The sequence below is a fragment of the Psychrobacter sp. UBA3483 genome (assembly GCF_002377905.1).
Lineage (GTDB): Bacteria > Pseudomonadota > Gammaproteobacteria > Pseudomonadales > Moraxellaceae > Psychrobacter.
Window position 1 is genome coordinate 51024 of record NZ_DFQS01000059.1, and the last position, 14840, is coordinate 65863.

A 14840-nucleotide genomic window follows, 5' to 3' on the forward strand; every position below is an offset into this window, starting at 1 on the left:
CTTAATGGTTGTGACCAATATGACTATTGTTATCAGTCGCCTGCTGGGAGATGTCGCAGACTAAGGCGTCGCTATGGGTTTTGGTCTGCGGATGCGCTAAGCTTTCAACTTGAATAGTCGCATGGTGAATATCAAGCTCAAGAAGGCTCTGCTCTAAACTGGCAATTAAGATACTGGATTCATAAATACTCATTTCGCCATCGACGACCACATGACATGATAGGGCGTTCAGTCCACTGGTAATACTCCAAACGTGCAGGTCATGAACTTTTCGGACTTGCGGATGGGCAAGTAGTTTATCTTCGACCTCCACAAGCGATATGCCCTCTGGTGTGCCTTCCATCAAGATATGTACCGAATCACGCACAACGCGGTAACCACTAAACAAGATCAATATAGCGACAATGACCGAGGCCGCCGCATCCGCCCAAACCCAGCCAAAGCTCATCATCAAAAGCGCCGCAACAATAGCGGCAACAGAACCCATTAGGTCACTTAATACATGCAAATAAGCACTTTGCATATTTAAATTGACTGGTGCTTTAGCTTCAGCCTTTGTATCTTGCTGTGCATGGTTGTCGCCATGGCTGTGACTATGTGCATGCCCATGCGTATCAGATCCGCGACTGCCGCGATGCATTAGCCAAGCGACCAAAATATTAACCAACATACCAATAGTAGCAACGATAAGCATACCTTGGGTTGCAATTTCAGGCGGCGAGTTAAAGCGTTTAATGGCCTCATAAAAAATCATGATGGCAATAATAACCAGTGTCGCACCATTGACCGTCGCCACCAAAATCTCAAAGCGTTTATAGCCAAAGGTTTTTTGATGGGTGGCGGCTTTTTCACCAATTTTAAAGGCCATTAATGTCGCGCCAAGCGCCACCGCGTCACTGAGCATATGACCAGCATCAGATAGCAGCGCCAAACTACCAGTGAGCCAGCCACCGATGGCTTCGACAAACATATAGATAGTAATAATGATAAAACTAAATAGCAAAGTACGCTGATAACCCTTGGTATCGCGTGGGGCAACCGTTTGCTCTAGGTGTTCATCGTGGTCGTGATTGTCTTGGTTATCTTCGGTGTACCTGTCCTGAGTATCATTCTGTGCACCGTTTTGACGGTGTTTATGGCTATCAATCGCTGCATTCTGATGAGAATGCTCATGTTTTTGAGGGTTTGGGCGCTCTTGATTCATAACAACACTCGGGATAATAAAAGGTGAAATGGATGGTTTATAAAGTTTTGATTGCTTATAATGCTGGGCTTGCTGCGTATAAACCAGACAGTTATAGAGAATTTAGCACATTTAACAAATGCTTGCTGTATTTAGGCGGTAAACAGGACAAGACTGCTTTTAAATAGCATTCATTATTGAAGGTAATCTATACTGGGATGATTAAAATTGGCAAAAATGGTTAGGGTTTAGAAGTTACCAACCAACAGGGTCAACATCCAAAGTTAGTTTCAGGTATTTGGCGCTTGGCAGAGCAAGTACAGCCTGCCACCAGTGATGTAATACTCGATGTAATTGCTGCCTGTCTTTGCCTAACAGCAGCAATTGCGCGTGATAGCGGCTGTTCTTTTTACTCATCGGCGCATCAATAGGGCCGAGGACAGCGAGATTATGGCCGTTTGGAAGAATGCCAACAGCATCTTTTAGCGCTTGCGTCGTAGCAGCTAAAGTTTTACCTTCGCAGCGTATCAGAGCGGCATAACTATGCGGCGGCAAGCCCATCATTTTACGCTCTTGCAATAGCTCACGAGCGAATGATAAATAACTATCTTTTACCAATTTTAATAACAGCTCATTATCGGGTTGCAGCGTTTGAATAAGCACGCGCCCCGATTTATCACCGCGGCCAGCACGACCTGCTACTTGAATCATTAATTGCGCGGTATGTTCCGGCGAGCGAAAATCGGCGGATAAAAAACCACGATCAGCATTAGGCAAGCAGACAAGTGTGACGTTGGGAAAATGATGACCTTTGGCGACCATTTGTGTACCGACTAAGATGGCAGGCTTGCCTTCATTAATGCGCTGATAAATATTCTCCCAGCTGTCTTTACGTCTGGTGGTATCGCGATCGATTTGGATAATGGGGTACAACTCTTTACTGGTTTGCGGATTGGCAAAAATGGCATGCAGATTTTCGCTTAGCCTAGTCGTTCCGATACCTTTGGCGTCCAAATTTTGACTACCACAATCAGGGCAAACCGTTGGGATATAGGCTTGCCAATCGCAGTGATGGCATTTTAAATAAGAGCTGTTTGAATAGGAATTAGATTGCGATAGGCTATTATAATGCACGGTTAAATGCGCATCACAGCGCGGGCAATCTGCTTGCCAACCGCACGCTTCGCAGAGCAAAACTGGCGCATAGCCGCGGCGATTTAAAAATACCAATACTTGATCGCCCGCTTCTAGCGTTTGCCGTATCGCCCTAATCAGCGCATCGGTTAGTCCGGTATCATAGCGTGCGCCTTCGTCCGTCGTTTGTTGATGGGTACTTTGCAAGCGTGCATCAATCAGCTGCATGCTTGCAAGCTTGGCATTACCAGGGCGAGTTCGCAGTTGGCACTCTATCAACTTGCCGTCATCGACCAGTTTTAAATGCTCAAGAGATGGCGTCGCCGTACCAAGTACAACAGGAATATTGGCTTGTAATCCACGATAAAGCGCGACGTCAGCGGCATGATAGCGCAACGTATCTTGCTGCTTATAAGAACCATCATGCGCCTCATCGACGACGATAAGTCCTAAATCCGCAAACGGATATAGCACTGCTGATCGCGTGCCAATAATGATTTGCGCGTGACCGGTGCGGCAGTCTTGCCAACCTTGCAAGCGGTGGGTATTGTTCATACCCGAATGCAATAAGACAATGTGAGCAGCAAAGCGACTGGCAAAGCGCGCGCGCGTCTGCGGCGTTAATCCAATCTCTGGTACCAGTATCAATACCTGCTTGCCCGCCTCCAAGACCGCTTGCATCGCTTGCAAGTAGACTTCAGTCTTACCACTACCGGTAATGCCATTTAATAAAAACCCCGTATATTGCTTATTTTCATGAGCAGCAATAATGCCATCGACTGCACGCCGTTGCTCTTCATTTAGGTCAAGCGGCATTTTTGCTAAAGTAACCGGTACGGGCGCAGATTTGGCTTCAATATAGCGCTCGATAAGCCCTTTTTCTTCTAGCGCCTTTAAGAAGGGTCGCTGCATGCCTTCTAATAATAGGACGTCTTCACTAGCGCCATGCTCGCCGTGTAGCTTAAGCATATCAAACTGCTGCTTTTGCTTTTTGGCATTGCTATGAAAATCATCATCAGTGACATGCGGTAAGATTCGCCAATGGGTAATCAGTAAATCCAGCGGTTTACCTTGGCGTACGAGGGTTGGCAACATCACCGCTAACACGTCACCGAGTGGATAATGATAATAACGCGCCAACCAATGTGCCAGCTTTAACATATCGCTGTCTAAAATAGGCTCAGCATCTAAGCATTTATTAATAGGTTTGAGCTTATTTGTCGGTACGTCGCTATCTGCTTCCTCAACATGAGCAATGACAATACCGATTAAGGTTTGACGACCAAAAGGTACCTCAACACGGCTACCAATCGGTGGTAGCGCCATGGCAGCGCCGTTTGGCAACGTCGGCTTATCTGCCGGCAAGCGATAGTCAAATACCCGATAAAGGGGCACGGGTAGAGCAACTTGTAGCAACATAACTGGGCTTCGCAGTCTTTTATTGAATGAATAGAGAATAAAAACATCAACAGCAGTATAAACAGGCACAGACAAATAAGCTTAGCATGAAGCTAAGCTTATTATCATTTACTATAAACCAGTAATGCTCAGTGACGCTAAACAATCGTCTTATTCAATATACATGATAGATTCAATTTCAACCACGCCGCCTTTAGGTAGCGCCGCAACTTGTACAGCAGCGCGGGCAGGATATGGCTCGCTTAAATTAGCAACGAATACTTCATTTAACGCCGCAAAGTCATTTAAGTCGGTTAAAGAGACGTTGAACTTGACTACATCATTTAAGCTGCCACCGGCCGCCTCACAGATGGCTTTGATGTTTGCAAATACTTGCTTGGCCTGTGCTTCAAAGCCTTCTTTTAGCTCCATGGTATCAGGATCAAAGCCCAGTTGACCTGAGATATAAACAGTATTGCCTACTTTTACTGCTTGTGAATAGGTACCAACGGCAGCTGGAGCTTTATCGGTTTGAATGGTTTGACGAGTCATATGATTTCCTTATGATGTTTTTCATGTTTGTTTGGTTAAAAAGTTAGCCAAAAATTTCAGGCGATAATAAATGCTCAACATTGAATGGTTTTAAAAGGGATGGATTTTAACATGTATTTTAACGGCTTTTATAATTGATAAAGCCTAATAATATTGGGGAAGCCAAGTAGCGAGCGCAACTCGCGGATGCCTTGCGCCAAATGATTACGGCTACGCACGACGATATGAATAATCGTATCGCTACTACGCACGTCGACCTTTTCGACCCCGATATTTAATTGACGTAAATGATAAATCACTTCACTGATTTGCTCGTCGCTTAGGGCAATAGATAGCTTTAAGTAAGCAGGGAAGCGGATTTTGCTGTTATGTTCCCCGGATGAGTCGCCTTGCTTGATGGCTTTATCATTACGCCAGCGCAGTTGGATAACTTGATAAGGGTTGTCTTTACGGATATCGTCCAATGAAAAGCATTTATGGCGATGGACAACCAAACCATGACGCGATAAATGGCCGACGATAGGGTCGCCATAAATCGGATGACAACAATTGGCAAAATCAAGCTCAACGCCTGAAGCGTTAACAATCAATTGTTGCGGCTGGGTCATATCATCAACGCTTTCTTGCGATTGCATATCACTGACTTCATCACTAAACAAACGCGTCACCACCAGTTGCGGCAACAGTGTGCCCGAGCTAATTTGCTCAAACAGCGCATTTTTTTCTGTCAGACCGCGCCATTCAGTCAAGTTTTTCCAATCACTTTCGCTCAAATCATCGAGGCTTTTCTGATAAGTTTTTAGCGCACGGTCTAAAGCTTGCATGCCATGATGTTGTTTATCTGCAGGTGATAAATCTTTAAACCAGCGTAAAATCTCTACGCGGGCTTTATTGGTCACAACAAAGCCGAGCCATTCCGCTTTTGGTTCAGAATGGCTGCTGACTTCAATCTCGACCAACTGCCCGTTTTTCAGCACCGTACCGAGTTTTGCATGTTTGTTATCGATATTGGCACCGACCGCGACATTGCCAACCATAGGGCCGACGGCGTAAGCAAAGTCTAGCGCTGTGGCACCTTGTGGCAGCTCATAAGCGCGGCCTTGCGGACTGTAGCAGATGATTTTACTTGAGTGTAGATAATCCATCAGCTCATTAATAGTAGAAACGGCCGCGGAAAAATCAGGGCTGTCGGCATCTAAAGTGTCTTCGTCAACCAAGTCTTTCATATTACGCAGTGATGCTTGAATAACCGACTGGCTAACATCGGAGGCGTGTTCGGCACCAATAACCCCAAGCCTTGCCGCGTTTTGCATTTGCTTGGTTAAGATGGTGACTTTCACAAAGTCATTATCGCGCTCATAAATCAGGGTCAACGACTGATTGCCACCGGGCAGCGGACGACGAATGTTATCAGCGATATGACTGTCATCAATCTGGTATTTTTTAATCAGATAATAAGCAAGCTTGTCACAAGCTTCGATGTTATCAAGCACAATCTCAAACGCATAGTGGCGCAGTAGTGCATTGATTTCACCGCGATTACGGAAGAATTGGCGGAAGATAACGACACGATTGTCCAAGACTTTGACCATGCCATTAAGATCAAGATTGTTTAGCACAATGCTCAAGTAGCGATGAATGGCTTCTCTTTGAAAATTACGCCCAAGTCCGTGTTGCAGCAGCTTATCAGACAGCTTGTTATACATATCAGAATCAAGATTGCGATAACAAAGCACTTCAATATAATCAGCAATGTCATTGAGACCCATCAAGCGCGCAAAGGGTACATAAAAATCTAACGTTTCTTGTGCAGTAGTTCGCTGTTTTTCGGGACGTACTGCATCTAGCGTCGACATATTATGCAAACGGTCAGCCAGTTTGATAATCAAGACGCGCGGATCAGCGAGGGTAGCGGTCAAGATTTTATGAAAGGTGGCGGCTTTGTTTTCTTGCTTATTATGGGTTGAAGATTTTAATTTGGTGACGCCATCGACCAGTCTTGCCACTATTTTACCGTAACGCTGCTCAATATCCTCAGCGCTAACCTCGGTATCTTCTACCGTATCATGAAGGATTGCCGCAATAATCGTATCGCGATCCAAGCGAAAGCCTGCCAATATTTCGGCGACGGCAATCGGGTGAGTGATATAAGGCTCCCCTGATTTACGCTTATCTTTGATATGTGCCAAATCACCGAACTCACAGGCATCAATAATATCACTACGTTCAGCCGCAGTGAGATAACCTACTGAGCGCAGCAGATTATATTGAGCATCATCAACTAAAGGATGACTGAGTTTGGGCAAGGTTTGAGTCATAAGGTGGTAATCCTATTTTCCAATACCTATTTATCAGTTCAGGACGGTTCGTCGGCTACGGACTTTTAATGGGTTCAGGACTGTTGGGTAAATGATATGGACGAATAAGCTGCATTTATGCAAAAGATTAAGATATTAGGTTAAAAGCGGCTCAGTTAAAAGCAACTAAGCCAAAAAATACTAGGTTAAAACATACTAACTTAAAACGCACAAAGCGAAAAGAGGGGCAGGCCACCCTCTAATTAATCGTAAATCGTTCTCAATGTCAACTCTTATGCGCGTAAGTCTGGCATAAATTAAAAAATTCCACCTAAGTGGTATGATTTTCGCTATAAGTGGTCGCAATAATTGGCAAGCGTTTGGTGTTATCAGTCGTTTCATAACCAAAAAACCACAGCCGATGCTGTGGTTCTTATATTTTAGTAATGTCGGCACGGAATAAAGTGGTCGTGCTCATTACTAAAAGCGATGATTTTTTAAAAACGGCAATTTATTAGAAGCTATGATCGCCTGACAAAGCCAAATCTAATGAGTTGGTTGCAAAGTTATGGTCTGGCTGATTTAAAATGTCACGGGTGATTTTGCCAGCAGCAATTTCACGTAATGCCAATACCGTGGGCTTGTCGTTATCAACATCAACCAAAGGCTCAGCAATACCTTTGGCTAATTGACGGGCGCGCTTACTGGCGACCAAAATCAACTCAAAGCGATTATCAACATTATCCAAACAATCTTCAATCGTCACTCGTGCCATAAATAGCTACCTCGGTTGTTTTTATCAGTCACGGCGCTTGTCCGTTACTCAATAAAAATAATATCAAAAATATAAAAGCGTATAGCTAGACATTATAGCATTTTTTGCCGAAGCGCGTAGTTGCTTTTTATATCTGCTGTTACTTATCTTAAAAGCGACATTTTCAACCGCTAAGCTTTCTTTCTCCTAGGTTTTCTTTGCTTACTCGTCAACTTGGCTATTTAGCAAATTGGCAATAGTGCGGTGATAGCGCTGCTGTTGGCGTTTAAGGGTTTGTCTGTCGGCGACGATAATGGCTTTTAGTTCGGTTAACGCCACTTCAAAATTGTCATTAATCACCACAAAATCAAAGTGCACATATTGCGCCATTTCCGTGACCGCGCCTGCTAAACGTTGCTCGATGACTTCCATGGTGTCCTGTGCACGCGTCGACAAGCGCTGACGTAATGTCGCTAAACTTGGCGGCAAAATAAAAATCATCGTCGCATCGGTAAATATTTTTTTGACTTGTAGCGCCCCTTGCCAATCAATCTCCAAGATAACGTCAACACCTGCCTCTAGCTGCGCACGCACGCTTTGCTCTGAGGTGCCATAATAATTGCCAAACACTTCAGCATGCTCTAAAAACTTGCTTTCGCCGATAGCCGTGACAAATTTATCAACGTCGGTAAAATGGTAGTGCTGACCATCAATCTCACCGGGACGCGGCGCGCGCGTGGTGTGCGATACGCTAACGGTCAAGTCGTTGGTGGTGGCCAATAACTGCTTGACCAGTGAGGTTTTGCCCGTGCCCGAGGCGGCGGTAATAATAAATAATGAACCTGTCATACGGTTTTTCCTAATGAAGTGCATTCTAATGAAGGATTTATTAACAAAATATGAGCTAGAAAAATATGTGCTGCAAAAAAGCAGAAATCGTTTTAATAAAGCATTAAAACTGGTAAAAACAAAAAACGCCATCAAGTATGGCGCTATAGAGTTGTATTGATTTCTCATCGATACGTTATTATAAACTGCTTCACGTGCTTTTATTTTAATTAGCGCAAGCTTTTTAGTATTTAGTCTTATGTCTTGTCTGTTTTTTTGTCAAAAATCGCTGTTTCAACGGACGGTTCATTTGAAACAGGGCTATTTTCAAAGGCAATAAAAGCAAATTATGCTAAAGTAGAGCATTGATTTTATCTCAAGTTTTGAGGTTAAGCAGTTTGACGTTGAGCTGTAACCATAAATTATCTAATGATAGGCCCTCTTATGCAAATTTATCTTGCCAATCCACGTGGATTTTGTGCTGGTGTGGATCGCGCGATTGCGATAGTGAACGAAGCGTTGACACGTTTTGAGCCACCCATTTATGTGCGCCATGAAGTCGTGCATAACAAGTTTGTGGTCTCAGATTTGGCCAATCGTGGCGCGGTTTTTGTCGAAGAGCTGCACGAAGTACCAGATGGCTCGATTGTGATTTTCTCGGCGCATGGTGTGTCAAAGGCGGTCGAAGATGAAGCAGAGCGCCGTGATTTGACCGTATTTGACGCCACTTGTCCATTGGTTACCAAAGTACATATCGAGGTGGCACGATTTGCCCAAGACGGTATGGATGCGGTATTAATTGGTCATGCAGGGCATCCTGAAGTTGAAGGTACGATGGGGCGCTTTAATCGTCGCCATGGCGGACAGATTCATCTGGTCGAGAATGAAAGCGATGTTGAGGCTTTGAATGTGCAAAACGCTGAGCATTTGGCCTTTGTAACCCAAACGACTCTTTCGATGGACGATACCGCGCGCGTTATTGATGCGCTGCGTGAAAAATTCCCCAGTATTCAAGGCCCACGCAAAGACGATATTTGCTATGCCACCCAAAACCGCCAAGATGCGGTCAAAGATTTAGCCGGTCGTTGTGAAGTGGTGTTGGTGGTTGGTTCGCCAAACTCGTCAAACTCTAATCGCTTGCGTGAGTTGGCTGAGCGTATGGATTGCCGTGCCTATCTGATTGATAACGCTACTGAGATGGATAGAAACTGGTTTGATGGCATTCAAAGTGTTGGCGTTACTGCTGGCGCATCTGCACCTGAGATATTAATCCAAGAAGTGCTACAACAATTGCAAGATTGGGGCGGAGATTTACCAAGCGAGCTGTCAGGTATCGAAGAAAACGTGACCTTTAGCTTGCCGAAAGCCTTGCGGATTCCGGTCACGCAAGTAGGTAAATAGCATGAATAAGCAGAAAAAAGGCTTTGTGTTAGCAGAAGCGACGCTTGCTGAGATTAATAAACAATTAAAAATTAATCTGTTTACCATTGTTGTGCTGATTGTCATGCTAGTGCTGAACACTGCGCAATTTATGAAAGATTATAGTGTCTTATATGGCGCGCTTATCGCTGTCATGGCGTTTTTTCTATTTATAATGGCCAAAAGTCGCACCATGCTCATGATGAGAAAACAACAGCTTACCAAGTAAATGTTGAAGATAAATTAAATATAACCGTTATGATAAAGCGACCGACTTTTTAAAGGGGTCGAGAATACAGCATTAATAAAGAAGATTAGATTAAGGATGTTCATGCCAGCTTATTATCAGTTTATCAAACGCGAGCAGCTAGAAGGTGGCGTTAGCGTTGCCCATTATCAGCCAACCAAACATGCACAAGGCGCTTGGAATGAGCACGAGCAGCATATGGCACCAGCGACTGGACTGCTTACCGCTGAGCTTGAAAGTTATGCGCCGCAAGCAAACATGCGTATTGCTCGTATCAGTCTGGATATTCTAGGCTTGATACCGCTTGATGAGTTTACCGTTACCACGCGTTGCATCCGTCCGGGTAGAACGATTGAGCTAATCGAAGCGGTCATGAGCAGTCGTGGCCGTGATGCCATTATCGCGCGTGCTTGGCGACTGCTGACCCAAGATACCAGCGAGATTGCCGGACTTGAAGACCAAAAAGCGCTGCATCAGCCTGAGGATTTGCCTGTTTGGGATGGTATGAAAGGCTGGCCGGGCGGTTTTATCGAAAGCGTTCGCTTGGTTGCCGAGCCCGACCGCCGTGCTGGTCGTGGTATGGTATGGATTACCAATGATGTCGAGATGGTAGAAGGCGAAACGACTGACGATTTGGTACATCTAATGGGGATGGTCGATACCGCCAATGGCGTCGTGCCACGCTTGGGGCTCGGCTTATCAGCATTGCAATGGATGTTCCCCAATACGGATTTGCAAATCCATATGCATCGCGCGCCAAAAGGGCGCTGGCTTGGCATCGAAGCGGTGCAACAATACGGCGATGACGGTATTGGGCTGACCAGCGCTGTGCTGCATGATGTGCACGGGCCGTTTGGTCGTAGTGAGCAAATCTTGACTATCCGCCCTATGCCGCGTTAAGGCGCGATAGCTTTATGTATTGGATAGTCACAAAAGTAGACTGAACAGGATTGCTTCAGCAAATTATCGTCCTAAGTTAGCATTTAGTTGATAAGAAAATGGTTAATGGTTATATAAAATAAATCAAAAGTATGTGATTAATTTATTATACAAATAATTGAAAATCGGTTGTAATGGAATACCACAACGAGGCAAGGTGATTCAAAACTGCTATGATGGGTTTTGATAGTGAAGGTTACCTCTCATTTTATCTTGGTAAGAACGATAACTAAAGGAATATGGCTATGAACGACATGAACGATAAAAAATGCCCTTACGATATGACGCCGCTGACCATGAGCAATGGCGCTCCGGTAGTAGATAATGAAAATAGCAAAACTGCTGGCAAACGTGGCCCTCTACTTGCAGAGGACTTATGGCTTAACGAAAAGCTCGCTGATTTAAACCGTGAGATTATCCCTGAGCGCCGTATGCACGCCAAAGGTTCGGGCGCGTTTGGTACCTTCACTGTCACCAATGATATTACCAAATATACGCGTGCTGATATCTTTAGCGAAGTGGGCAAGCAAACGGAGATGTTTGCGCGCTTTAGTACGGTGGCAGGTGAGCGCGGTGCCGCTGATGCTGAGCGTGATATTCGCGGTTTTGCCCTAAAATTCTATACCGAGCAAGGTATTTGGGATTTGGTAGGTAATAATACGCCGGTATTTTTTGTTCGTGATCCGCGTAAATTCCCAGATTTGAACAAAGCGGTCAAGCGTGACCCGCGTACCAATATGCGTTCGGCGACCAATAACTGGGACTTTTGGACGTTATTGCCAGAATCTTTGCACCAAGTCACCATTACCATGAGTGACCGCGGTATCCCTGCCTCTTATAGACATATGCATGGCTTTGGCTCGCATACTTATAGTTTTATCAATAGCGATAATGAGCGTTTTTGGGTCAAATTCCACTTTGTCACCCAGCAAGGTATCAAAAACCTAACCGATGCCGAAGCAGCCGAAATCATCGCCTCGAATCGTGAAAGCCATCAAGAAGACTTGCTCAATGCCATCGATAGTGGCGATTTTCCGAAGTGGAAAATGTACGTGCAAATCATGCCAGAAACCGATGCCGATAAAGTACCTTACCATCCGTTTGACTTAACCAAAGTATGGCCAAAAGGGGATTATCCGCTGATTGAAGTTGGCGAGATTGAGCTTAACAAAAACTCAGACAATTATTTCTTAGACGTCGAGCAAGCGGCTTTTGCACCAAACAATCTGGTGCCTGGAATCAGTGCTTCGCCAGATCGTATGCTTCAAGCGCGTCTATTTAGTTACGCCGATGCCCAGCGTTATCGTGTTGGCGTCAACCATAAACAAATCCCAGTCAATAAACCTCGTTGTCCGGTGACCAGTAACCACCGCGACGGTCAAGTACGTGTCGATGATAACTACGGCGGCAGACCGCACTATACACCAAACAGCTTTGAGCAATGGCAAGACCAGCCGCAGTATGCTGAGCCAGCTTTAAAGATTGATGGTTACGCGGAGCATTATGATTTCCGTGAAGACGATAGTGATTATTTTAGCCAGCCTCGCGCGCTGTTTAATCTGATGAACGATGAGCAAAAGCAAGTGTTGTTTGATAATACCGCTCGCGCGATGGGTGATGCGCTCGATTTTATTAAATATCGTCATATTCGCAACTGTAACTGGTGTGACCCTGCTTATGGCGCAGGCGTTGCCAAAGCTCTTGGCATGAGCGTTGAAGATGCTATGGCAGCTCGTGATAGTGATCCTGCTCGTCATTTACCCAGCTGTTTATAATGTCTGTAGAAAACTAAAACGATAAAAATTGTCTATATTTATCTAAAAACACCGCTTTAGGAAACTGGGGCGGTTTTTTTATGGTTACTGACTGTTTTTGGCGCATTTTAGCTTGAAATTTTTGCCTGTGCCCCTATCTGATTAAGCAGCCTAGCAGTATTTATAGCGCCTTCTTAGCAAGCAGATTGGCACAGCTGCTAGTATTTGAAAATTTGTGATTTATGCGTGCTGGCAACAGCATCTTTGGTATCAATAATAGGAGTTTTTATGAGTGAACAGACCCAAGCGGATAATAAAAACGCTAATGACATCAATGTTAATAAAGACAGCCCTGAATTAAAAAAACACAGTTTTGAAGCAGAAGTGGCGCAGCTGCTGCATTTGGTGACGCATTCGCTTTATTCTAATGCCGATATTTTTGTGCGTGAATTAGTCTCGAACGCCTCGGACGCTTGCGACAAATTGCGCTTTGAAGCGACCAATGATGACAGCCTTTATGAAGATGATGGCGAGTTAAAGATTCGTATCGCTGTCGATAAAGATGCCAAAACCATTACCTTTATTGATAACGGTATTGGTATGAATGAAGCCGACGCCATCGAAAACTTGGGAACGATTGCCAAGTCTGGCACCAAAGCTTTCTTAGATAAATTGTCTGAATCGCAAAAGCAAGATGGTCAATTAATTGGTCAGTTTGGGGTTGGTTTTTATTCAGGTTTTATCGTGGCTGATACCATCAGCGTTGAGTCGCGTAAAGCGGGCGAGCCTGCCGATAAAGGTGTACGCTGGGTTTCGGATGGCACTGGTAGCTTTACTGTTGAGCCAATCACCAAAGAGACGCGTGGTACTAGCATTACTTTGCATTTAAAAGAAGAATACAGTGAGGGTGAAGATAACTACCTAGACCGCGATAAAATCAAGCGTTTGGTCAATAAGTACTCAGACCATATTAGCTTGCCGATTCAGATGCGTAAAGAAGTCTGGCAAGAAGATTTGAAAGAAGAGGGCGACGATAGTGACGCGCCAGCAGGCGGTCAAATGGTCTTGACCGATGAGTGGGAAACCATTAATAAAGCCAGTGCGCTCTGGACACGCTCAGCATCTGAGGTTGAAGATGATGAGTATGTCGATTTTTATAAAAACATCACCTATGACCTGGACGCGCCGCTGACCTGGACACATAACCGCGTTGAAGGTCGCGTTCAGTATACTCAGCTGCTTTATATTCCAAAAAAAGCACCGATGGATTTATATACGCGTGAACAGCAGCATGGCCTAAAACTTTACGTCAAGCGCGTCTTTATTATGGATGACGCCGAGCAGTTGCTACCGATGTACTTGCGCTTTGTGAAAGGGGTGATTGATTCAGCCGACTTACCGCTTAACGTCAGCCGCGAAATTCTACAAGAATCGCGCGATGTCAAATCTATCCGAGATGGTAACGCGCGCCGTATTTTGACCTTGCTGGCGAGCCTTGCTAACAGCGAAGACAGCGATAAACAAGAAAAATTTGCCCAATTCTATAGCGAATTTGGCGATGTGATTAAAGAAGGCCTTGGTGAGGATATGGGCAATCAAGAGCGTATCGCCAAATTGTTGCGTTATGCCACCAGCACCAATGACAAGGTTGAGACCAGCTTTGAAGATTATAAAGGTCGTATGATTGACGGTCAAAAAGCCATCTATTATTTAACGGCTGATAATTTGGCGGCGGCAAAGAATAGTCCACAACTTGAGCTATTTAAGAAAAAAGGCATCGAAGTTATTTTGATGACCAGCCGTGTCGATGAATGGGCGATGAACTTCTTAACCCAATTTGATGGCACGCCGCTACAAAATATCGCCAAAGGTGCGGTTGATTTGGGCGATTTGCAAGATGAGGAAGAAAAGGCAGAAGCTGAAAAAGCGCAAGAGACCATGAAGCCAGTCGTTGATAAGCTAAAAACAGCACTTGGCGCGCGCGCAAAAGACGTTAAAGTCTCAACGCGTTTGGTTGATAGTCCAGCGTGTCTAGTCGTTGGTGAAGGTGAGCTGTCACCGCAGATGATTCAGATGCTGAAGCAAATGGGTCAAGATGTACCAGAGAGCAAACCAACGCTTGAGGTCAATCCTGACCATCCACTGATTAAAAAGTTAGAGAGTAGCGAGCAGTCTGACGACAATTTTGACAAGCTGGCGCAGGTCATTTTTGACCAAGCGTTACTTGCCGATGGCGGTCAACTAGAAGATCCAGCCGCTTATCTAAAACGCGTCAATGAGCTATTGATGCGATAATATTTGCTGTTTAATAAAAAGGAGGTCTTGATTTTAAGGC

At 44.8% G+C, this 14840-nt stretch carries 11 protein-coding genes; 5 read left to right on the forward strand and 6 right to left on the reverse strand.

Annotated features, from left to right (window positions below):
• Position 1: 1 nt before the first annotated feature.
• The 6 genes from B2866_RS11220 to gmk form a co-directional block, all read right to left on the reverse strand.
• Positions 2 to 1204: a cation diffusion facilitator family transporter gene (locus B2866_RS11220; RefSeq protein WP_296194207.1), complete on the reverse strand. Its 1203-nt coding sequence runs from the start codon at positions 1202 to 1204 to the stop codon at positions 2 to 4.
• A gap of 234 nt (positions 1205 to 1438) precedes the next feature.
• Positions 1439 to 3736: a primosomal protein N' gene (locus B2866_RS11225; protein ID WP_296194210.1), complete on the reverse strand. Its 2298-nt coding sequence runs from the start codon at positions 3734 to 3736 to the stop codon at positions 1439 to 1441.
• Between the two features lie 150 nt (positions 3737 to 3886).
• Positions 3887 to 4267 (reverse strand): RidA family protein, encoded by a 381-nt coding sequence (locus tag B2866_RS11230; RefSeq protein ID WP_144296647.1) that lies wholly within the window; start codon positions 4265 to 4267, stop codon positions 3887 to 3889.
• Between the two features lie 128 nt (positions 4268 to 4395).
• Positions 4396 to 6585, reverse strand: coding sequence for a RelA/SpoT family protein (locus tag B2866_RS11235; RefSeq protein ID WP_296194227.1), 2190 nt, complete (start codon positions 6583 to 6585; stop codon positions 4396 to 4398).
• Positions 6586 to 7078: 493 nt separating this feature from the next.
• Complete coding sequence (gene rpoZ, locus B2866_RS11240; RefSeq protein ID WP_296194230.1) at positions 7079 to 7339, reverse strand: DNA-directed RNA polymerase subunit omega; 261 nt, start codon at positions 7337 to 7339, stop codon at positions 7079 to 7081.
• 201 nt (positions 7340 to 7540) lie between these two features.
• Positions 7541 to 8167 carry a guanylate kinase gene (gmk, locus tag B2866_RS11245; RefSeq protein WP_296194233.1) on the reverse strand — a complete coding sequence of 209 codons (627 nt, stop codon included), beginning with the start codon at positions 8165 to 8167 and terminating at the stop codon, positions 7541 to 7543.
• A 423-nt stretch (positions 8168 to 8590) separates the two neighbouring features.
• Between gmk and ispH the strand changes: the two genes are divergently transcribed.
• The 5 genes from ispH to htpG all read left to right on the forward strand — a co-directional run bounded on the left by ispH (position 8591) and on the right by htpG (position 14800).
• Positions 8591 to 9547, forward strand: a complete 957-nt coding sequence (ispH, locus tag B2866_RS11250; protein WP_068403830.1) for a 4-hydroxy-3-methylbut-2-enyl diphosphate reductase — start codon at positions 8591 to 8593, stop codon at positions 9545 to 9547.
• Position 9548: 1 nt separating this feature from the next.
• Positions 9549 to 9794 carry a hypothetical protein gene (locus B2866_RS11255; protein ID WP_191691046.1) on the forward strand — a complete coding sequence of 82 codons (246 nt, stop codon included), beginning with the start codon at positions 9549 to 9551 and terminating at the stop codon, positions 9792 to 9794.
• 102 nt (positions 9795 to 9896) lie between these two features.
• Positions 9897 to 10712 (forward strand): thioesterase family protein, encoded by an 816-nt coding sequence (locus B2866_RS11260; protein ID WP_296194238.1) that lies wholly within the window; start codon positions 9897 to 9899, stop codon positions 10710 to 10712.
• A gap of 293 nt (positions 10713 to 11005) precedes the next feature.
• On the forward strand, positions 11006 to 12526 hold the full coding sequence (locus B2866_RS11265; protein ID WP_409520857.1) for a catalase: 1521 nt from the start codon (positions 11006 to 11008) through the stop codon (positions 12524 to 12526).
• Between the two features lie 267 nt (positions 12527 to 12793).
• A complete protein-coding gene (gene htpG, locus B2866_RS11270; RefSeq protein WP_296194242.1) occupies positions 12794 to 14800 on the forward strand; it encodes a molecular chaperone HtpG in 2007 nt (668 codons plus the stop codon).
• The last annotated feature ends 40 nt before the right edge of the window (positions 14801 to 14840 follow it).